The organism is Celeribacter ethanolicus (assembly GCF_002407265.1).
GTDB classification, from domain to species: Bacteria; Pseudomonadota; Alphaproteobacteria; order Rhodobacterales; family Rhodobacteraceae; genus Celeribacter; species Celeribacter ethanolicus.
The window spans coordinates 503,979-523,513 of sequence record NZ_CP022196.1 but is presented as its reverse complement, the minus strand read 5'-3'; the positions used below and the strand labels follow the sequence as shown (position 1 = coordinate 523,513).

Annotated in this window: 23 protein-coding genes; 16 read left to right on the top strand and 7 right to left on the bottom strand. The window is 63.4% G+C overall.

Translation table 11 applies throughout. From position 1 onward, the window contains the following. Window positions 1–9: 9 nt before the first annotated feature. Window positions 10–1,002 carry a tRNA dihydrouridine(20/20a) synthase DusA gene (dusA, locus tag CEW89_RS02570; protein ID WP_096804799.1) on the bottom strand — a complete coding sequence of 331 codons (993 nt, stop codon included), beginning with the start codon at window positions 1,000–1,002 and terminating at the stop codon, window positions 10–12. A gap of 120 nt (window positions 1,003–1,122) precedes the next feature. Between dusA and CEW89_RS02565 the strand changes: the two genes are divergently transcribed. Further along, the gene (locus CEW89_RS02565; protein WP_244906142.1) at window positions 1,123–2,193 is read left to right on the top strand and encodes a site-specific integrase; all 1,071 of its coding nucleotides are present in this window, start codon (window positions 1,123–1,125) and stop codon (window positions 2,191–2,193) included. 136 nt (window positions 2,194–2,329) lie between these two features. Here CEW89_RS02565 and CEW89_RS02560 read toward each other — a convergent pair whose 3' ends face one another. Beyond that, a complete protein-coding gene (locus CEW89_RS02560; RefSeq protein WP_096804798.1) occupies window positions 2,330–3,649 on the bottom strand; it encodes a hypothetical protein in 1,320 nt (439 codons plus the stop codon). Between the two features lie 227 nt (window positions 3,650–3,876). Between CEW89_RS02560 and CEW89_RS02555 the strand changes: the two genes are divergently transcribed. From CEW89_RS02555 to bioB, 5 genes are all read left to right on the top strand, one after another. Next, window positions 3,877–4,470 (top strand): LysE family translocator, encoded by a 594-nt coding sequence (locus CEW89_RS02555; RefSeq protein ID WP_096804797.1) that lies wholly within the window; start codon window positions 3,877–3,879, stop codon window positions 4,468–4,470. 29 nt (window positions 4,471–4,499) lie between these two features. Next, window positions 4,500–5,012 carry a hypothetical protein gene (locus tag CEW89_RS02550; RefSeq protein ID WP_096804796.1) on the top strand — a complete coding sequence of 171 codons (513 nt, stop codon included), beginning with the start codon at window positions 4,500–4,502 and terminating at the stop codon, window positions 5,010–5,012. Window positions 5,013–5,050: 38 nt separating this feature from the next. Next, entirely contained in the window at window positions 5,051–5,719 is a 669-nt protein-coding gene (locus tag CEW89_RS02545; RefSeq protein ID WP_096804795.1) for a GntR family transcriptional regulator, read from the top strand. Window positions 5,720–5,803: 84 nt separating this feature from the next. Then, entirely contained in the window at window positions 5,804–6,361 is a 558-nt protein-coding gene (locus CEW89_RS02540; RefSeq protein WP_096804794.1) for a biotin transporter BioY, read from the top strand. Continuing rightward, a complete protein-coding gene (gene bioB / locus CEW89_RS02535; RefSeq protein WP_096804793.1) occupies window positions 6,358–7,332 on the top strand; it encodes a biotin synthase BioB in 975 nt (324 codons plus the stop codon). The genes CEW89_RS02540 and bioB overlap by 4 nt, the downstream gene beginning before the upstream one ends. Window positions 7,333–7,334: 2 nt before the next feature. On the opposite strand, the gene pdxR is transcribed toward bioB, so the two are convergent. Further along, a complete protein-coding gene (gene pdxR, locus CEW89_RS02530) occupies window positions 7,335–8,747 on the bottom strand; it encodes a MocR-like pyridoxine biosynthesis transcription factor PdxR (RefSeq protein ID WP_096804792.1) in 1,413 nt (470 codons plus the stop codon). Window positions 8,748–8,840: 93 nt separating this feature from the next. On the opposite strand from pdxR, the gene CEW89_RS02525 reads away from it, so the two are divergent. Genes CEW89_RS02525 through pdxY form a run of 3 tightly spaced genes read left to right on the top strand, consistent with a single transcriptional unit; the run spans window position 8,841 to window position 11,058 of the window. Next, window positions 8,841–9,536 carry a glutamine amidotransferase gene (locus tag CEW89_RS02525; protein WP_096804791.1) on the top strand — a complete coding sequence of 232 codons (696 nt, stop codon included), beginning with the start codon at window positions 8,841–8,843 and terminating at the stop codon, window positions 9,534–9,536. Beyond that, window positions 9,533–10,213 carry an MOSC domain-containing protein gene (locus CEW89_RS02520; RefSeq protein WP_096804790.1) on the top strand — a complete coding sequence of 227 codons (681 nt, stop codon included), beginning with the start codon at window positions 9,533–9,535 and terminating at the stop codon, window positions 10,211–10,213. Before CEW89_RS02525 ends, CEW89_RS02520 begins: the two co-directional genes overlap by 4 nt. Continuing rightward, window positions 10,210–11,058: a pyridoxal kinase gene (gene pdxY, locus CEW89_RS02515; RefSeq protein ID WP_096804789.1), complete on the top strand. Its 849-nt coding sequence runs from the start codon at window positions 10,210–10,212 to the stop codon at window positions 11,056–11,058. The genes CEW89_RS02520 and pdxY overlap by 4 nt, the downstream gene beginning before the upstream one ends. Window positions 11,059–11,485: 427 nt before the next feature. Here pdxY and CEW89_RS02510 read toward each other — a convergent pair whose 3' ends face one another. Next, window positions 11,486–12,667, bottom strand: a complete 1,182-nt coding sequence (locus CEW89_RS02510) for an MFS transporter (protein WP_198403482.1) — start codon at window positions 12,665–12,667, stop codon at window positions 11,486–11,488. Window positions 12,668–13,095: 428 nt separating this feature from the next. On the opposite strand from CEW89_RS02510, the gene CEW89_RS02505 reads away from it, so the two are divergent. Next, window positions 13,096–13,557: a PaaI family thioesterase gene (locus CEW89_RS02505; protein WP_096804787.1), complete on the top strand. Its 462-nt coding sequence runs from the start codon at window positions 13,096–13,098 to the stop codon at window positions 13,555–13,557. Here CEW89_RS02505 and CEW89_RS02500 read toward each other — a convergent pair. After that, complete coding sequence (locus CEW89_RS02500) at window positions 13,554–13,802, bottom strand: hypothetical protein (RefSeq protein WP_096804786.1); 249 nt, start codon at window positions 13,800–13,802, stop codon at window positions 13,554–13,556. The two genes, CEW89_RS02505 and CEW89_RS02500, sit on opposite strands and share 4 nt — an antisense overlap. A 158-nt stretch (window positions 13,803–13,960) precedes the next feature. Between CEW89_RS02500 and CEW89_RS02495 the strand changes: the two genes are divergently transcribed. The 6 genes from CEW89_RS02495 (at window position 13,961) to CEW89_RS02470 (ending at window position 17,865) form a co-directional block, all read left to right on the top strand. Continuing rightward, entirely contained in the window at window positions 13,961–14,338 is a 378-nt protein-coding gene (locus CEW89_RS02495) for a nuclear transport factor 2 family protein (protein WP_096804785.1), read from the top strand. After that, on the top strand, window positions 14,335–14,733 hold the full coding sequence (locus CEW89_RS02490) for a cupin domain-containing protein (RefSeq protein WP_096804784.1): 399 nt from the start codon (window positions 14,335–14,337) through the stop codon (window positions 14,731–14,733). The genes CEW89_RS02495 and CEW89_RS02490 overlap by 4 nt, the downstream gene beginning before the upstream one ends. 100 nt (window positions 14,734–14,833) lie before the next feature. Continuing rightward, the gene (locus CEW89_RS02485) at window positions 14,834–15,091 is read left to right on the top strand and encodes a hypothetical protein (protein WP_096804783.1); all 258 of its coding nucleotides are present in this window, start codon (window positions 14,834–14,836) and stop codon (window positions 15,089–15,091) included. After that, entirely contained in the window at window positions 15,084–16,334 is a 1,251-nt protein-coding gene (locus tag CEW89_RS02480) for an MFS transporter (RefSeq protein WP_096804782.1), read from the top strand. The genes CEW89_RS02485 and CEW89_RS02480 overlap by 8 nt, the downstream gene beginning before the upstream one ends. A gap of 90 nt (window positions 16,335–16,424) precedes the next feature. Then, a complete protein-coding gene (locus CEW89_RS02475; RefSeq protein ID WP_096804781.1) occupies window positions 16,425–16,970 on the top strand; it encodes a YbhB/YbcL family Raf kinase inhibitor-like protein in 546 nt (181 codons plus the stop codon). Between the two features lie 31 nt (window positions 16,971–17,001). Next, window positions 17,002–17,865 carry a PhzF family phenazine biosynthesis protein gene (locus CEW89_RS02470; RefSeq protein ID WP_244906141.1) on the top strand — a complete coding sequence of 288 codons (864 nt, stop codon included), beginning with the start codon at window positions 17,002–17,004 and terminating at the stop codon, window positions 17,863–17,865. Here CEW89_RS02470 and CEW89_RS02465 read toward each other — a convergent pair whose 3' ends face one another. Together CEW89_RS02465 and CEW89_RS02460 are read right to left on the bottom strand one after the other, a co-directional pair. Continuing rightward, window positions 17,866–18,411 (bottom strand): AAA family ATPase, encoded by a 546-nt coding sequence (locus tag CEW89_RS02465; RefSeq protein WP_096804779.1) that lies wholly within the window; start codon window positions 18,409–18,411, stop codon window positions 17,866–17,868. A gap of 27 nt (window positions 18,412–18,438) precedes the next feature. Next, window positions 18,439–19,416: an alpha/beta hydrolase family protein gene (locus tag CEW89_RS02460; RefSeq protein ID WP_096804778.1), complete on the bottom strand. Its 978-nt coding sequence runs from the start codon at window positions 19,414–19,416 to the stop codon at window positions 18,439–18,441. Between the last annotated feature and the right edge of the window lie 119 nt (window positions 19,417–19,535).

The following is a 19,535-nucleotide window of genomic DNA, read 5'->3' as shown; positions in this document are numbered from 1 at the left end:
CTCCCCCTGTCATCTCGGCAAGGCCTCGCGCACCAACTCGAACCCAGCGCCGTCCTTGTGCGCCCCCTCGGACAACACCCTCTTCCAGCGCCGCGCCCCCGGTTGGCCCGCAAACAGTCCCAGCATGTGTCGCGTCACCTGCGCCAGCTTGCCGCCCGCCGCGATGTGCCGCCCGATATAACCCTCCATCGCAAGCGCCACGTCATGACGGCTGAGCGGATCGGCGTCTCTGCCGAAAATCCGCTGATCGGCGGTTCCGAGAATGTCGTAAGGCTGATGATAGGCGGCGCGCCCGACCATGACACCGTCCATATGTGTCAATTCTTCCTCGACCACATCGAGGTTTTGAACGCCCCCGTTGATCGACAGATGCAGGTCCGGGAAGGCGCGCTTCATCTCATGGACGAGATCGTAATCCAACGGCGGAATGTCGCGGTTCTCCTTCGGCGACAGCCCTTCGAGCCAGGCCTTGCGCGCATGCACCGTGATTCGTGTCACGCCAGCGTCGCGCATCCTGGCGAGGAAGGCCGGCAGCACCTCCGCCGGCTCCTGATCGTCCACCCCGATGCGGCATTTGACCGTCACGGGCACATCGCCCGCAACCGCCAGCATCGCCGTGACGCAATCCGCCACGAGATAGGGCGATTTCATCAGAACCGCCCCGAAACAGCCGGACTGCACCCGGTCCGACGGGCAGCCGACATTGAGATTCACCTCGTCATAGCCCTGCGCCACGCACAGCTTCGTCGCCGCCGCCAGCTCCGCAGGTTCGGAGCCGCCAAGCTGCACCGCAACCGGATGTTCCTCGGGGTTATAGTCGAGCAAATGCAACGCCCGCCCGCGCACCAAAGCGGGTGCCGTGACCATTTCCGTATAAAGCAATGCCTCCCGCGACATCAGCCGGTGAAAATACCGGCAATGACGGTCGGTCCAGTCCATCATCGGGGCGACGGAGAGGCGTGAGGCCATTGATAAATCTTCTTTTTTAACTTTATCAGTCACTTATCTGCGCCTCACCTTCGTCTAGTTCCCGCCCGTTCTGTACCAAACACGCCGATTTCGACGCTAGACTTGGCACAATGTACCAAATAGAATTCCCATGTACCAAGTCAGGAGGTCATCATGGGCTCGATTACCACGCGCAAACGTAAAGATGGCAGTAGCAGCTACCTAGCTCGTGTGCGTGTAATGCGAGAGGGCTCTACTTATCATGAGACGAAAACCTTTGACAGACGCCCCGCTGCGACCGCCTGGATAAAGAAGCGTGAGAAAGAGCTTGCCAAGCCCGGAGCGCTGGAGGAACTGAATGCATCCGACCCTCCCCTGTCCAAAGCGATCGAGCGCTACACCGAAGAAACGGTGAAGGACATCGGTCGCACAAAGGCCCAGGTCCTCAGGACCATCGCCACCTACCCGATCGCCGATCTGCCCTGTTCCACCATCAAGTCGAAGGATATCATCGAGTTCCTTCAGTCACTGCCCGGACAACCGCAAACAGTCGGGAACTATGCGAGCCATCTCGCCTCCATATTCGCCATAGCACGACCGATGTGGGACTTCCGACTGGATGACCGGGAGATGAGAGACGCGATCACCGTCGCGCGCCGTATGGGGATCATCTCCCGTTCCGCGCAGCGGACCCGCAGGCCCACACTCGATGAGATCGACCGGCTGCTGGCCCATTTCATTGATCGGCGCCAGAGAACACCTCAAGCCATGCCCATGCACAAGGTAATCGTTTTCGCTCTCTTCTCGACGCGCCGACAGGCAGAGATCACCCGCCTTACCTGGGATGACTTTCAGAAGGAGCACAAGCGCATTCTGGTCCGTGACATGAAGCATCCCGGAGAAAAGCTCGGAAACGATACCTGGGTCGATTTGCCCGAGGAGGCCATTCGGATCATCGACAGCATGCGGAAGAGCAAGGCTGAGATCTTCCCCTACTCTCCGGACGCAATCACGGCCAACTTCACACGCGCTTGCAAGTTGCTCGGAATTGAGGATCTGCACTTCCACGATCTGCGCCATGAAGGCATCTCACGCCTGTTCGAAATGGGCTGGAACATTCCCCATGTCGCAGCTGTCAGTGGGCACAGATCCTGGGTCAGCCTGAAACGCTATACGCACATCCGAGAGACAGGCGACAAATATGCAAACTGGCCCGGAATGCTGCTCGCAATAGACAACACGTGATGCGCCAGTACGTCAATCTCATCGAAAGGACCCGCGCATCACTCAAGGTTTTGCCAGGTACAGGCATCAACTTTCATGGCCGCTGAATGCTGAGATAGAGGCAAGTTAGCGATATGCCGTCCATCCTATTGGCACCCTATTCATCCATGAACTTTCTCTGGTAGCGCTCCTCCGGCGAAACCCACTGCTCGATGAATGATAGCGGATCGAGATCGCCGAGCATCGAGCGCGCCAAACGCAGCCGAGATTCCAGATGCACGCGCCGCTCTCCGTCCACCATCTGCATACGCTTTTCGGCCTCGACGAAGAACATCTCGACGGAGAGCGCCTTGGTCCAATCCGCCATGATATCCGAAAGCTGTTGAAGGCTCTCGGAGCGGGCTTTCGCCTCACTGCGCTTATCCTCTTCCCTCCGCCAGCGCTCCCATTGAAGCTCCTGTTCCCTTTTCTTCCGGGCAGCCTCGTCATCGGCCGCGTCCATGAGAGCCTTCAATTCTTCGACCGAGCCTTCAAGCTTGCGGATCACTTCGCCGAACGCCCTATCAAGGGAGCGCTTACTGGTCTCCTGCCATGAAAGCTGCCACTCTACTCCGGGGTGCGGAGAATAAGCGACCAAGCGAAAGCGTCCGCAAGGCAGGTCCTGTTCTGTCGTCCAACTGTGTGATTGCAAAATCGACCGCCCCTGTCGTCGATCGAGCGTGCTTTCACGAACGTACTTCCCATTTTGGTAACGCATAGTCGCTCGCTCGGTCATCTCCGTCAGAACCAGCCCGATCGGGATGGCGCCCAGGTACGCAATTGTCGGTCGGAGCGGCGACCAGATGGTACCATGCCCATACTGACCATATTTCCGGTCGTGGCGGACGGTCTCCCGCTCTTCGATCTTTGCGCGCTGCAACTTCTGATCCGGAGGGGCGAACCGCACGGGATACCCCTTTTTTCCAAACGCCAGATAGAGACCATCGGCGAGGTCGAGCGCTCGTTCCAGAGGCGCGGCGGATGTAACGATGTCAGGAAGGAGTTGCTTGTATGGGCGCAAGAATTCGTTGGCATCAATCTTGCGGGTCTTGAGAAACTGGCTCTTCGTCCCACGCAGCAGGGCATTCACTGCGGGCCTTGCCGCACCCCGGCCAGCTTTCTGCCGCTCTTCACCGCGCTCTTCTCTCGCGGGACGTGCGAGAGGCCTGTCCTTGCTCCAGATCTGTTGATCTCCGGGTTGGGCCTCGGGTAGTTCCGGTCGGCGGGGAGCCCTGCCAACAGCCTTCTTTTGCCAGTATCCAACCGGGGGCCTGGGAACGCGCAGCACCGTGCACACTCGAGCCAGGTACGACCCTGAGACGGCATACTTCTCGGCCAAATGAAGGATCGGCGTTTCCCAAACCTCTTCGAAGAGCTGTTCCCGAGAAACCTCAAATCGGTCTTCTGCTCTGCTCAGCGGGGGTGGCTTGCTGGTCATTCTAGTTCGCTTCCGGGCGGGCGCGAGCTCAGCCCGCACCTCGCATTCGGACCTTTCGGCTCCTTCTAAGCGAATGAACCGCGGTAGCGCCACCCAATGAGACCGCGTCCCTCGCGTTCCGGCACGTGACAAGCGTGGATTATGCTCATGCCGAGTTGAGAAGCTCTCAATCGCCTTGCCCGTCCAGAACGCGGAGCATGTAGTCGTGTGAACTGGGAAGGTCGCAAATGGAGTTTACCACAATAGGAGCCCTGGCGCTCTACGCCTTTGTCATGTCGATCACCCCGGGGCCAAACAACATGCTTCTCGCCAACGCGGGGCTGGTGTTTGGCTTTCGGAGCACCATACCGCAGATCGTTGGCATTCCGACCGGTGTGATCTCCCAGATCCTGCTCGTGGCCGCCGGTCTCAGCAGCCTTTTCGCACAGTTTCCCAGTATCCAGTTGGCACTCAAGGTGGCTGGGACGTTCTATCTGCTCTGGCTCGCCCTGAAGCTTTGGAAAGCAGATGCGTTGGCGCAATCGCCCAATGCCACCCCGATCTCGTTCTCTCAGGCGATGCTGTTCCAGTTCATCAATCCGAAATCGTGGCTGATCGCGCTCACTGCGGTCTCGGCATTTCTGCAGCCCGAGAAGGCGGTTCTTCCTCAATTGCTGATCATTTGCTTGGCCTTCGCATTAATCGGCACCCCGTGCATGGCCGTCTGGTCTGCCATGGGATCCGCCCTGCGGCGCCACCTCTCGAGCCCGACCAGCCTCAGGCGCGCAAATCGAACCCTCGCGGCGCTCACATCGGCAACGTGCCTTATGTTCTGGCTCTGAAGGTGGACAAGGCACGCCAAGCGCATTCGATGCCCGATCTGGTGATCTGGCTGTCGTATCTCCGGCTTGCCGGCTTCTGGCTTATGGCCGGGCTCCTCCTCGTTCCAGCTCTCGCGGTGACGATGTCTCTTAGTCAGGAGCCCGGCGTCGATGGCAGGCCCTCTCAGGTGGCATTTTTGGCATTGGCCGTGCCACTGGGGTTTGCGCCCGTTCTCCTGCATTGGAAGTACGGACGACGAAAAGGCCCGATACTGACATTCACGGCGCAGGGCATCCTCATGAACGCCATTGATCCCGAGGCGATCATCCCATGGAGAGATATCGACGTCAGAGCAAGCTGGCACGTTCTCGGGGGCTGGCGGACGATCCTGACCTTCCAATGTGTCAGCCGACCTCCGAAAGAGGGAAGACGTGTCGGAGCCGCTGATCTTTACGAATTGCGACTTCCCAACATTGCAACCAAGGGCTGCCTGAGCCTGCAGAGGCTTGCCAGGTCCTACAAGACGGCGACGATGACAGATGAGCCGCAAAGCCCACCTTAACTGTCGACGGGCGGCGCAGCATGAACTATCTATAATTCATGAAACACGCCCCTGAAGAGACCCAGTCCGCCCGCATCGCCCGCGTCCTTGCCGACCGTATCATCTCGGGCGAGATTCCGCCCGGCGCGCGCCTCCGGCAGGACCATGTCGCTGCCGAGTTCGGCGCGAGCCATGTCCCAGTGCGCGAGGCCTTCCGCGAGTTGCAGACCCAGGGTCTGACAGAGAGCGAACCGAGGCGCGGCTTTCGCGTCACCGAATTCGACGTGGCCGAACTGCGCGAGGTGGCCGAGATGCGCTCCAGCCTCGAAAGCCTCGCCCTACGCCACGCGGCACCCAATATGACACGCACGATTCTGAAGGAAGCAGAAGAGGTTACGCGCCACGGCGACAGCGCCAGTACCGTCCGTGACTGGGAGGCAGCAAACCGCCATTTTCACCGGCTCATCCTGTCCCCCTGCCGGATGCCGCGTCTGCTGCGGACCATCGACGACCTGCAGGCCGCCAGCGCGCGGTTCCTCTTTGCCGCCTGGCGGCGCGACTGGGAGGCACGCACGGATCACGACCACCGCGCCATTCTCGACGCGCTGCGCAAGGGGCAGACCGACCTCGCCTGCGCCACCCTCGCGCGCCATGTCGGCTGGATCGGCAAGCGCAAGACTGCGATGAAAAATGCCGACGTAAGAGAGACTTACGAAATTCCAGGGTAATTATCTATAAACCTAGTTGCAGGGACCGCACACAGCCTTCGTTATTATAGATAGATTCGATGCCTATCTTCGGAGGACTGACCCATGGTATTTCTCACCCCTTCTCTGACCCGTCCTGCAGCGTTGGGACGCGGCCTCGCGCTGGCGCTCGGCGGCGCGGCGCTGATCACGCTGGGCGCCAAGATCCAGATCCCGTTCTGGCCGGTGCCGATGACGCTGCACACGCTGGCGGTGCTCTTCCTCGCCGCCACGCTCGGGCCGAGGCTCGGCTTTGCGGCGATGGCGGCCTATCTGGCGGCGGGCGCCCTGGGGTTGCCGGTCTTCTCCGGCACACCGGAACGCGGCATCGGGCTCGCCTATATGGTCGGGCCGACCGGCGGCTATCTTGCGGGCTACCTGCTGGGCGCGGGCCTGACCGGCTGGCTAGCGCAGGGGCGCGGGCTGATCGGGCGTTTCCTGGCGATGCTGGCGGGCCTCGCCGTGGTCTATGCCCTCGGCCTCGCCTGGCTGGCGCTCTATGACCCGGCGCAGGGGCTGCTGGCCGCGGGTCTCACGCCCTTCCTGCTCGGCGATCTGCTCAAGCTGGCTTTGGCCTCGGGTCTCATCGCGGCCATCGCCCGCGTCCGGACCCGCGCACAATGATCCGCACCAACTGGACGATGGCAGAGGCCAGGGCGATCCACGCCCTGCCCTTCGCCGACCTCATGCATCGCGCCCAGACCCTGCACCGCGCGCATTTCGACCCCAACGCGATCGAAACCGCGAGCCTGCTCAGCATCAAGACCGGCGGCTGCCCCGAGGACTGCGGTTATTGCTCGCAATCCGCTTTTCACGACACCGGAGTGAAGGCCACCAAGCTGATGGAAACCGAGGAGGTTCTGGCCGCCGCACAGCGCGCCAAGGCCTCCGGCGCGCAACGCTTCTGCATGGGCGCCGCCTGGCGCTGCCCCAAGGACCGCGATATGGACAAGCTCTGCGACATGGTGCGGGGCGTGTCCGATTTGGGGCTGGAAACCTGCATGACGCTGGGAATGCTGTCGCCCGAACAGGTCGCGCGGCTCAAGGCGGCGGGCTTGGATTTCTACAACCACAACATCGACACCTCGCCCGACTATTACGCGCAGATCGCCAGCACCCGGACGATGGAGGACCGCCTCGACACGGTCGAGCAGGTCCGCAAGGGCGGTATCAAGGTCTGCTGCGGCGGCATCTTGGGCATGGGCGAGGCCGAAGAGGACCGCATCGCCATGCTGGTGACGCTGGCGACGCTCCCCGAGCATCCCGACAGCGTGCCGGTGAACCTGTGGAACGAGATCGAGGGCGTGCCGGTGCAGGCGCGCGCCCAGGCCGTCGATCCCTTCGCGCTGGTGCGCATCGTGGCGCTGGCCCGCATCCTGATGCCAGCCTCGGTCGTGCGCCTGTCGGCAGGACGCACGGGGATGAGCGACGAGTTGCAGGCGCTGTGCTTTCTTGCCGGGGCGAACTCGATCTTCGTGGGCGACCAGCTCTTGACCACCGGCAACCCGGCGGCCTGGAGGGATCAGGATCTGCTGACCCGGCTCGGGATGCACATCGCCCCCGCGCAGGCCCGGCGCGCGGTCGCGGCGGAATAGGCTCATGCCGGAACGCTCCGGGCGAGAATATCAACCGCGCGGGCGATCTGCCCCTCGTCCAGCGCCGCATAGCCCAGCCGGAAAGCTTGCGGCGCCGGACCCTCCAGCGCAAAGCGCATACCCGGCAGCAGGGCCAGCCCCGCTTGCCCAGCGGCTTTGGCCCAATCATCGGCGGATCTCCCCTCGCAACGCAGCCACAGCGCAAGGCCCCCGGCGGGCAGATCGAATGTCGCCCGCCCGGCCAGATGCTTCCTCAGCAGCCCCGCCAGCAGATCCCGCCGCGCCCGGTAGACCCGCCGCGCTTTCCGGGCGTGACGGCCCAGATCGCCGTCGCGGATCAGTTCCGCCAGCGCCGCCTCCAGCGGCGCGTCGCCCTGCCGGTCGATGGCGGCGCGCGCCTCGGCCATCCGCCGCAGTAGCGGCTCGGGCGCCAGCGCATAGCCCAACCGGATGCCCGGCGAGAGCAGTTTTGAGAGCGAGCCGACATAGATCAGCGGCAGGCCTTCGGGCGCACGGGCGGCCAGCGGCAGGACCGGGCGGCCCTCGAACCGGTACTCGTGGTCGTAATCGTCCTCGATCAGCGTGAGCCCATGGCGCTGCGCCAACTCCAGCAGCTGCAGCCGCCGCGCCGCGCCCATCGTCACCGTGGTCGGATACTGGTGATGTGGCGTGACATAGACCGCCCGGATGCGCGGATCGCCGGCCAGCGCCTGCTCCAGCGCGTCGATCCGCAGGCCCCCGCCATCCACCGGCACGCCCCGCACCTCTGCCCCCGCCGCGCGGAACGCCGCCCATGCCAGCGGATAGCCTGGCTCCTCCAGCGCGATGACCTCGCCCGGAGACAGCGCCGCCCGCGCGGCCAGGAACAGCGCCATCTGGCTGCCCCGCGCGATCAGCAGCCGCGACGGCTCCGCCACCACGCCCCGGTCCGAGCCGAGATAGCCTGCCAGTGCCTCGCGCAGTGAGGACGTTCCGCGCGCATCGCCGTAATCGGCCCCGGCGCGGAAGGCCGGCGACAAGAGCGCCCGGCGAAATGCCCGGGCCAGCGCCTTGTCGGGCACCAGTTTCGGATCGGGGGCGCCATCGCTGAAGGCAATCCCCGCGCGCGGCGCCACCGGCTCGACCGGGGCGGGCGCTGCTCTGCGGACCAGCATCCCCTGCGGCAGATCCTGCGCCACGAAGGTGCCCCGCGCCGGTTCCGCCTGCAACCAACCTTGCGTCAGTAGCTCCTGATAGGCGGCGTCCACCGTATTGCGATGCACGCCCAATTCGCGCGCCAGCGCCCGCGTGCCGGGCAGCCGCGCGCCGGGCTTGAGGCGCCCGCGGGTGATGTCGCGGGTGATCGCCTCGGCAATGGCGAGGAAGAGCGGGCCGTCGTGGCCCGGCTCGATCCCGAGGGCAAGAGGCTCGCGCATGTCGGAAACCGGCCTATCTCAATCATTCATACTGGCACTTTTGCATAGGCCAGTATTTTGCCACAGAGGCGAAAAACGCAAGAGGCTTCCACAATGAAATCCGCCCTGATCCTGCACCACCTGGCCTTTGAAGACCTCGGCTCCTTTGCCCCGGTTCTGAGGGACGCGGGCTACCAGCTCCACGGGATCGAGGCGGCTGTGGACCCACTGCCCGACCCGCTGGAACCGGATCTGGTCGTGGTGCTGGGCGGGCCGATCGGCGTGAATGACGGCGCCGCCTTTCCCTGTATGACAGAGGAGCGGGAATGGCTGGCCATGAGGCTGGCGGCGGATCGCCCGACCCTTGGCATTTGCCTCGGCGCGCAACTCATGGCCGCGGCACTCGGAGCCCCTGTCGCGCCCATTGCCCAAAAGGAGATCGGCTTCGCGCCCCTGACCCTGACCGCGCCCGGCCGGGCCGGGCCGCTTGCCCACCTCTCGGATATCCCGGTGCTGCACTGGCACGGCGAGGGCTTCGACCTGCCCGCCGGAGCCGAGCGTCTCGCCGCGACCCCCGCCTGCGCAACGCAGGGCTTCGCCCGGGGCCGCAATATTCTCGGCCTGCAATTCCACCCCGAGGCCGGGATGCTGCCGCATTTCGAACGCTGGCTGATCGGCCATAGCGCCGAACTGGCGCAAGCGGGGATTGCCCCGGAGGCGCTCCGGCAGGACGCCAGGGCACATGGCCCGGCCCTGCGGACCGCCGGTCAGGCGATGCTGAAACAATGGCTGCGGGGGTTGGATGAATGAGGCCCGCCACGCTCCTGACAGGTCGGGCCGCTCCCCTGCCCGGATGCGACACGCTGAGCGGGATCGGCAAGACGGCGGTTACCCACCCGCTGAGGCTTGGCCCCGAGGGGTTCGAAGGCGACGAACAGGCCGACCGGCGCGTACATGGCGGCGTCGAGAAGGCCGTGCATCATTATCCGCTCGATCATTACAGCGACTGGCGCGCGGAACTCGGCGACCTTCAGGCGCTGACCGCTCCCGGCGGGTTCGGCGAGAATATCTCGACCGCCGGGCTCACCGAAGCGGAGGTCGCCGTCGGCGATACATTCCGGCTGGGCGGCGCGCTGATCCAGGTCTCGCAGGGGCGCCAGCCCTGCTGGAAGCTCAACCACCGCTTCGGCGTGCCCGACATGGCGCGGCGCGTGCAGCAGACCGGGCGCACGGGATGGTATTACCGGGTGCTCCAGACCGGCACCGTTACCCCCGGGGACCGGCTGGAGCTGATCGACCGCCTGGCACCGGACTGGACTTTACGACGGCTCTGGCACGCTCTCTATGTGGACCGGATGAACCTGGTCGAACTCGAAGGTATCGCCAAGCTCAATGTCCTGGCCGAGGGCTGGCGCAAATACGCGGTCCGGAGGTTGGAAAGCCGCCGGGTCGAGGACTGGAGTGCAAGACTGGACGGCACCGCATGAAACGCCCCCCTTTCGTCATTTCGATCCAGAGCCAGGTAGTCTTCGGCCATGTCGGCAATTCCGCGGCGCTCTTCCCGATGCAAGCGGCAGGCCTCGAGGTGGCGGCGATCCCCACCGTGATCTTCTCGAACACTCCTGACTACCCGACCCTGCGCGGCCGTGCCCTGCCGCCCGAGTTCTTCTCCGACCTGCTGCAAGGCGCTCGCGAACGCGGCCTGCCCGAGCGGGCGGATTATATCCTCACCGGCTATATCGGCTCGCTGGATGTGGCCGAGATGGTGGCGGATTTCGTGGCCGAGGCGAAGGCCGCGAACCCGCGCCTGCGCTACATCTGCGACCCGGTGATGGGTGACGAGGGGCCCGGCCTCTATGTACCAGAAACCATCGCCGGCGTAATGCGCGACCGGCTGCTGCCGATGGCCGACATCGCCACGCCGAACCCATTCGAACTCGCCTGGCTCACCGGGCAGCAGATCCACACGTTGGTTGATCTTCAGGCGGCGCGCGAGGCGCTGCACATCGCGCCCGAAGCGCATCTGATCGCCACCGGCTGCGTGCTCGACGACACCGGCCCCGGGCAACTCGAGACGGTGCTCTTGGGCCCCGAAGCCCTCAGCCGCCACCCGACCAAGCGCCTGCCGATCGCCCTGCCCGGCACCGGCGATCTCTTCGCCGGGCTTGTGGTCGCGGGCATCGGGCGGGGCCTTGCCCTGCCCCGCGCCATCGAGAACGCCCAGACCCTAACCGCCCGCGCCCTCAGCTACGCCGAGGCGCTTGGCGCGGGTGAAGTGGTGCTGAGCGAGCCAGCGTTCCGCCGTGCGCTGTTTTCACTGGGGTCTGACTGAGGCCGGGCGGCACGGACATCGTCACCTGATCGGCCTACTTCTTGGAATGACCTGCCAAGTCGTCCCTGGCGTCGCAAAATGACAGTCTAACCCATTTCAAGCGCGTTGAAATGGCTCTCGCAGTGAGTAGGACGAACGAGCGAGATATCAATGAGCGACCCTACCGGATGGCTAGCGCACGCTCAAACAAAGCAGATCCCAGCCGGAAGCTTTTGGTCGCAGATCAGGGTGCCGGCTCGCTGCATTCTTCAAAGCTGGTGTTCGACCGGCTCAGCAGTAAGTACCAGAATCTCGATTCTGGCGAAGAGGCCACTCACCTCAAAGGACCTCTGTCTCAATCCATTTGGCACCTCCCATGGGGCTCGCAACGTAGACTTGCGACGGGAAAGAGCATTATGCTTGTGAGTAGGCCGGTCTGTTAATGGTCTTAGGACTTCCGCGACAACAGCATCGCCGAGGTAGCCGAGATCACGCCGAAGGCGCATGTGCCGCTCCAGCCCCACTCGGCGTAGGCAGCGCCACCAATGCCAGCCCCGACCGCGCCACCAGCGAGCATGGTCGCCATGAATATGGTGTTAAGCCGGCTGCGCGCGTTCGGATCGAGTGCATAGATGCGCGACTGGTTGGCAACCTGGGCGGATTGCACAGCAAGATCCATGATCACAATGCCGATGACCAACCCAATAATGGAACTTTGCCAGAGCCCGAAAATGACGAAGGCCAGTACCACGAGCCCCGCGCCCATCGACGCAACCATGGCGGGCCCGCGCCTGTCTGTGAAACCGCCTGCGATAGGCGCGGCAAGCGCGCCGACGACACCAACCAGCGCCAGAAGACCTACAGCTGTTCCTCCGAGGCCATACTGCGGCTCAGCCATCAGAAGCGCGAGGTTCGACCAAAAACTGATGAAGGCCGCAAAGATCAGGAATTGCACCACGACCACGCGCCGGAGAACGCTATACTTGCGTACCAACGTCCAAAGAGATCCAAGCAGGCGCAGATAACTCAAGTTGGTCGTCGGCATCGCACGGGGAAGCCGACACGCCAGCGCCGCGCCGACAATGCTCATCACCGCCGCGGCCAGCCAGAACACGTAAGGCCATCCCCAAAGGTCCGAGATTATGCCGCTTGCCGCTCGGGCAAGCAGAATTCCGATCAGGATGCCGCCTGTTACCGTGCCAAGTGCACGACCTTGACTGTCGGGAGGAGCCAGATGCACGGCGAGCGGCACGATCTGCTGGGCGACCGTGGCGAACAGGCCGACCGCGAAACTAGCAACAGCGAGCCACACGAATCCGGGCGAGACAGCCGCACCGATCAGCGCCGCCACGAGGGCGGCGATGGTCACGAGGATAAGCGACTTACGCTCGAGCCGGTCCCCGAGTGGTGCGAGGAAGAGCACCCCGAGCGCGTTGCCCGCCTGCGTCAGCACGGGCACGATGGCGGCGGGGCCAGCCGTCAGCCCGAAATCCGCTGTCAGATGGCCGAGGAAAGCCTGATTATAATAGCTGTTGGCGACGGCCGCGCCGGCACCGACTGCCAGAAGCCGGATCAGAGCGGCAGATAGATGTTCGGAACGGACACGGCCTGTTTGCATAGCATCAGACATGCACTGCGGCCTTGCTCGCACAACTGACGTCTCTTGCCGAGATAATGAGATTTTCTAATCTTGCCCGCTTCCTGCGGGAGGCAACGCACCCTCGTTGGTTTCGGTCGGAACAGGGGCATCAAGCTCGCTGCACAGGAATGAGCTTAGGGCCAGGCACGGTAGCCAACCGGTCATGGCCCTAGGAGCGGGGTTCTGCGCCCTAGCCCTCGAACACGGAAGCCGCGTGATGAAGCTGTCGATGCAGCATCTGCGCCTGTTGGGAAAAGCCCGCGACGGGCTCCTTTTGGGAGAGACGCCGCCATGCGGGTGTTCGAGGTCCGCACAACGGTCTGCTCCAATGCCAAACACTCAGTTGAGACTGAGAATTCCTCACGCGCCGAGACCTATGCCTTATGCATACTTCCCCGGCCAAGATGTGGAGGAAAAATATGCAGGTCGGCGATCCAATTTCCGAGGAAGTCATCATTCGAGCGCGCGAAAGCTTTGCACGACAGGGGCTTATGGCACATCTCGGGGCCGAGATAGCCGAGGTGCGTGCAGGGCTTGTCACGCTGCGACTGCCGTTCCGTCCAGAACTCACGCAGCAGCATGGCTACTTCCATGCTGGCGGGACATCGGCCATCGCCGACAGCGCAGGCGGTTACGCTGGGTTCACCCTCTTCCCCGAAGGCAGTTCAGTCCTGACGGTCGAGTTCAAACTGAACCTGATCAGCCCGGCGCAAGGAGATTATCTCGAGGCTGTCGGCCGCGTGATCAAGAACGGTCGCACACTGACCATCTGCCAGCTCGACGTATGGGGCGTTGATGGAGAACGCCGCAAACATGTCGCGACGGGGATGCAAACCCTGATCTGCTTGCATGACACGCCAGACCTGCCCGCTTCGCGCTAGAACAGGTCTTCTCGGCGAATGGCCTGAACAGGATTGAAGATCGGCAGATCTTGACGATCCAATCCCAGATCTTCCAACGCCGCGTCGCTCAAGCGGTAAAAGGCCCGAAAGCGGCGCGGCAGCCGGGCCGGGCGTGATGCAAGACTGTCTTTCTCGTGCTCTTGCGTTGGGGCTGCCGTGCATCGCGGGTTCATTGTCACCTCCGGTGTCTTCCCCCAGAGAATGCACCCCGTACCCAGAACCATGAATTTCGGATCCTTCAGCGGATATTGAGAATTCCTCCCTGTGATCGTCGCCGCGAAATCCTCAGGACCTCCAGAAGATTCCTCAATTGCGAGCAGCCATGCCGCCGCATGACAGTCAACCCCGACCGCTAAAGCGGACGGAGAAGGATACCGGAAGAATGACAAGACTTTCCCGCACTGACCTTGAAACCCATGCCAGGCATTGGATCGCCGCTTGGAACGCGCATGACGTGGAGACGGTTCTCGCGCCGTTCGCCGAAGACACCGTCTTCATCAGCCCTCTCGCCAAGCAGGTGGCGGGAAACGCTGAGATCGTTGGGAAGGACGCCCTGCGGCAGTACTGGACCGACGCCCTGGCAGGCGTGCCCGATCTTCATTTCGAACTGAGCGGAACTGCCGTTGACGAAGAGGCGCAATCCGTGACGGTTTTCTATGTGTCGCGAGCCGGCGGTCGGGTCAGGCATGCCTGCGAACACATGCGGTTTCGCGAGGGCGTCCAGTTTTTGGGCGAAGCCTATTACGGGTCCGAGGAATGACGGGCCCCCTGCGCGCGACGGCCGCGAACCATTACCCCTGGGGGAACGGCTGTGACGGCTGGAGACTGGTCGATCGCCCCGAACTTTCGCTGCGCGAAGAGCGCCTGCCGCCCGGCGGTGCCGAAGCACCACATTATCATCGGGTCTCTCGCCAGATCTTCTATGTCCTTGCCGGGGAACTGACGATCAAGGTTCCGGGTCGTATCCTCTTGGCCAAGGCGGGAGAGGCCCTGGAAATCCCCCCGGGCCTGGGACATTTGGTGCAGAACAACGGGCCCGAAGACCTGCGCATCCTGCTCGTCTCCGCCCCTGATACGGCCGGCGACCGGTATCCGGTCGAAGACCATGCGGCCGTCCCGACGGATGTAGCGCACCATCCGATGTATTGGCTCTAGCCCGCCCCTGACAAAATCTCCCGCTCGGTTGAGACCTTCTCAATCGGCGTGGAGGCGGCTCCCGGCTAGCACTTGAGACAAAGAGCGGATTCCAGAAGCCATGAACATCAATGATCTCAGAAAATCCTTGAGCGCCGCCTCTGGCGGCACACCGACACCCGGCCTGTCGGGTCTTCAACGACTTGCACTTCTTTGGGTCACGGCCATCCTGCTGACATTTCTGTCCTTCCTCTCTTATCCTCACCGATCTGGCGAAACGGGCTCCATTCAGGATCGTGCCGAGCAAACCGACGACCTTGGGCGGGTATACTCCCTGAGGGACGACTGCTGCATCTGGTCCGGCCACACGCATGACTGACCCAGCCCAATTGTCCCCGTTGCGCCGCATCGTCTTCGTCTCTCTGCCATTTACCTTCGCCTACCTGCTCTCCGAACTCTTTCGAAATGTGAACGCTGTTCTTGAGCCTCGTCTCACGGCCGAGTTTCAGCTTGAGCCTGCGACCATGGGCATGATGACCTCCGCCTTCCTTGGCGCACTGGCCGGCTCGCAGCTGTTCGTCGGCCAGGCCCTGGACAGGTTCGGGCCGAAACGCGTGCTGGTGGTTACGCTCTTCCTGGCTGTCGTCGCATCCGCGCTCTTCGCCGGGGCACAAACAGCCCACATGCTCGTCCTGGCGCGTTTCATGATCGGCCTCGGACTTTCCGCTTGCTGGACCGGCGCCTACAAGGCGAACACCCTGTGGTGGCCGAGGGAGCGCCTGCCTCTGGTAAACGCCATCACGATTGCAGCGGCCGGCCTTGGTTCCCTCGCGGTCACCAGCCCGACCGAATGGCTGCTACGCCAAATCGGCTGGCGCGAAATTTTTCTGGGTCTCGCCGGCGTCACAGCCACGATTGCATTGATCATCGCCGCGGTGGTTCCGCCCCAGACGAGGGAACGGGCCGCACCCGCGATCCCGGAACCGGCTGTGAAGGGACTGCGTGGTGTCCTCACGCACCCCGCCTTTCTCACCATCGCACCGGCTTCGGCCCTCTGTCAGGGAGCCTGGGTCGCCTATCAGGGGCTCTGGGCCGGGGTCTGGCTGCGCGACGCGATTGATCTCCAGTCGACTGCGGCAGCGAGCATCCTGATGGCACTCTCCCTTGCCGTCATCTTGGGGCAATTCGGCTTCGGCCTGCTCGCCGATCGGATCGCCCGCACCGACCGGCACCTGTTCCACCTGACGTTCGCCCTGACGCTTGGCTTTGTGCTGTGCCAGTTTGCGGTTGCCGGTGCAGGCGCGTCACTGCAGCCCATCCTCTGGGCTGGCTACGGGCTGTTTACCGCGGGTCCCATCCTTGCCTACGCGCTTCTGGTCCGGCTGCTACCCGACGCAGTGTCCGGCCGCGCTATCGCCATGCTCAATCTCGGCGCTGTCCTCACCGGTTTCTTGATGCAGGGCGGCATCGGCGCAGGCATCGAGGCTTTGGTTCGGCTTGGGTGGAGCATTTCGTCCGCCCATGTGGCGTTCATCGTGCTGATCGCCGGTCTGCAAGCCATCGCTCTGGCGTGGATGGCTCTGCATCAAGGTCGCGCCCTGGGTCTGGACAAGGTTCGGTGATCATTTCTACGGGGCCCCTGAAAGCTTCTCAATCGCCGCGTCTAACGCATTGGAATACCGTCAAATCATGGAAGTCGAGGAGAGACATTCATGATGATGAACCTAAGCCGTACTGCCCTGATCTCAATGGCGCTCGCCGCCACTCCCGTTGTCGCTCACGCGTTCGATCTGGACAGCCGCGACCTGCGGGAGGGTGAAACGATCCGCATGGAATTGGTGAATTCGACCATGGGGTGCGTGGGACTCAACCAATCCCCGCACCTGGTCTGGAATGACCCGCCCGCGGGAACACAGAGCTTCGCGATTACGGTCTACGACCCGGACGCCCCGACCGGCAGCGGTTGGTGGCACTGGATCGTTCTGGATATTCCGGCGCACACACGAGCGATGCTCGCGGGTGCGTCCGGCTACCTGCCCGCCCCTCTGGTCGAGTCCCTGACGGATTTCGGGCAGCCCGGCTACGGCGGCCCCTGCCCGCCTGAGGGCGCAGTCGCTCATCGCTACGAGTTCACCGTCTATGCCATCGACGTGCCGAGCCTGGGGTTAGACGCCAGCGCCATGCCCGCCCTCGCCGGCTACATGATTCACGCGCACAGCCTCGGCAGTGTGACACTGACAGCGCGCTACGGGCGCTGAAAGCGAGGACTTACCGACCATGAAGAAACGCATGCTTCAGATCGATGCCTTTTCGGACCGACCCTTGCTGGGCAATCCAGCGGCAGTGGTCTTCGACGCCGACGACTTGTCCACCGAGATCATGCAACGCATCGCGCGCGAGATGAACCTCTCCGAGACCGTGTTCATGCTTCGTCCGACCGGTGATGCGGACTATCGCGCCCGCATTTTTACCCCGGTGCGCGAACTGCCCTTCGCCGGTCATCCGACCATCGCCGCCGCCCATGCGTTTTGCGGCGAGCAAAGCAGAACGCCCCAAAGCCTGACACAGGAATGCGGCATCGGACTGGTTCCGATCCGCCTCGAAGACGACCTTTACACGATGACGCAGGCGACACCGCAATTCCGCGATGTGCCGGTCACCAAAGCTGAACTTGCCGAGGCGATCTGCCTTCCGCTCGATAGGCTCGCGGACAGCCCGCATCGGATCGTCTCGACGGGGGTTCCATGGCTGTTGCTTGAGCTGCACGACCTCCAGGCACTGGCTGGCCTGCGACCCGACCTCGGCCGGATTGAGCGGATCTGCCATGGGCTCGGCGCGGCAGGGCTCACGGTCTTTGCGGACAGCGGGTCCGGGGCCGCGCCGCGCCTGCGTGTACGCACCTTCGCTCCGGGTGAGGGCGTGGCCGAGGATCCTGTTTGTGGGTCTGGCAATGGTGCCATTGCTGCGTGGATCGCCACGCATCGCGACGCGGTGCCTCGGGGTGGTTACCTGTCGGAGCAAGGGGTCGAGATCGGTCGGCGTGGGCTGGTTCACGCGGGCTGGGAAACGACAGCCGAAGGGCTGCGGATCACCATCGGCGGGGCCGCCTGTATCGTCCTGCGGGGCGAACTGGATCTGGGTGACGCGTCCTGATCAGATGGACTGATCCAAAACCTCCAGAACAAAATCAACCCGCGCCTCGACCGTAGCCAAAGGCAGCGGCAGCAGGTCATATCCCGCCATGGCATAGGCCTGCTCCATTGCCTCTGCCGTCGCAACAGCCTCGTCGAAATCCTGCCCGCGCTGCGCATCCTGACCGAAGATCTCGGGCCAGGGCGGCGCAAGAAACACCGTCGGGCGATACCGGTAGAGCTCGGCCGCCGCGTGAACATGTGCGGGAGCCTCACCCTCGTAAAGCTGGAGATATCCGATCACATCGGGAATGCCGCGATCGAAGATCACCGGACCGTCGATCCCCTGCGCCTCGTGCCACGAGCGCATCTCCCAGCCGAGCATGAGCTCTGCAAAAAGCGGCCGGTCCTGACCGTGCCACCCTATCCCGCCGATCCGGGTCTGATCCTGAATGATCGCGCGCCCGGCTTCGGGCATTGTTGCGAGACCATGCCGCGCCAGTGCGGACAGAAGCGTCGTCTTGCCCGATCCCGGGCCGCCGGTAATGACGAAAAGTCGGTCGTTCATTTTGATCCTAGTGGAAGAAACCCGCATTCAGCCTGTCGGAAAGACGATCCGCCCCGGAACATCCTTGGGCAGTCGACCGGAAAGCAACCATGCGGCGGCAAGCGGCCAGAGCGTCTGTTCGAAACGGGCGTGGAAGAATGCGAAATGCCCGATCTCGGGCACCGCGATATCCGAGGGCGCGATCCGCAGATGGGTTCGATCCGCCCCGGAATAGTAGTCGAGCAATCGCTGGCCCGCAGCTTCGGTGCAGAACGGGTCATCTGTCAACCCAATGGCCAGGAGCCGTGCCCGGGTGGCGCCATGACGCGCTGCAAGGTCTGCTGGGTCCAAAGCGGAGCAAACACTCGACTCGAACCGCGGCCCCATCCGGCCCCAGTCGCGCACCACGCCGCGCGGCACATCCTCGAGCCATCCAAGCCGTGCCCCGGGAAAATAGCCGAAGAGCCGCGTCACGGCTGGCATGAAGAGATGCCATTTCAGATACATCGCACGCCGCTGGCGGGGATCGTAATCGCGCCAGTAGGCGAATTGCGCGCCAACCGTCACGATCCGGTCCAGCCGATCCGAGGTGCGCGCCAAACCCAGGGCGAAGCCGCCGATTGAATGGCCCACGGCGCAGAGCGCACGATCCGGCCAGCGCCTGCCAGCATAGGCAAGCACCGCCTCAGCATCGAGGACGCCCCAATCGACCCATCCCGCCTGCAAATCCTTCACCGGCGTGGAGCGGGACTCACCAATCCCGCGATAGTCGAAGGTCAGGACCGTCGCCCCCTGCCCGGACAACCAGGATGCGAACCGTGCGTAATAGCGCGCCTGAACCGCCGTAGCGGCATGAAGCACGACGACAGGGCCGGTGTCTGCGTGCCAGATCCCACCCCTGATCGGATACCCGTCTTCAGCCGCCACCTCGAAGCGTTCGGCGGGCATCGCCGAGGCGGGCCTTTCAGGGTTCGGCCGCGATGGCGGAGCGTCAGGTCTCCAGCGATAAAGCATTGGTGTCCACATTCGTCTCAGGTCCGACAATACGAGAACAGCTTCCTTTGAAAGGGAAAGCACGCCAAATGAGCTTTGCTACGGCTCACCTGAAGCCAATTCAATTGCGGGACCGGTCGGATTGGCGCTCT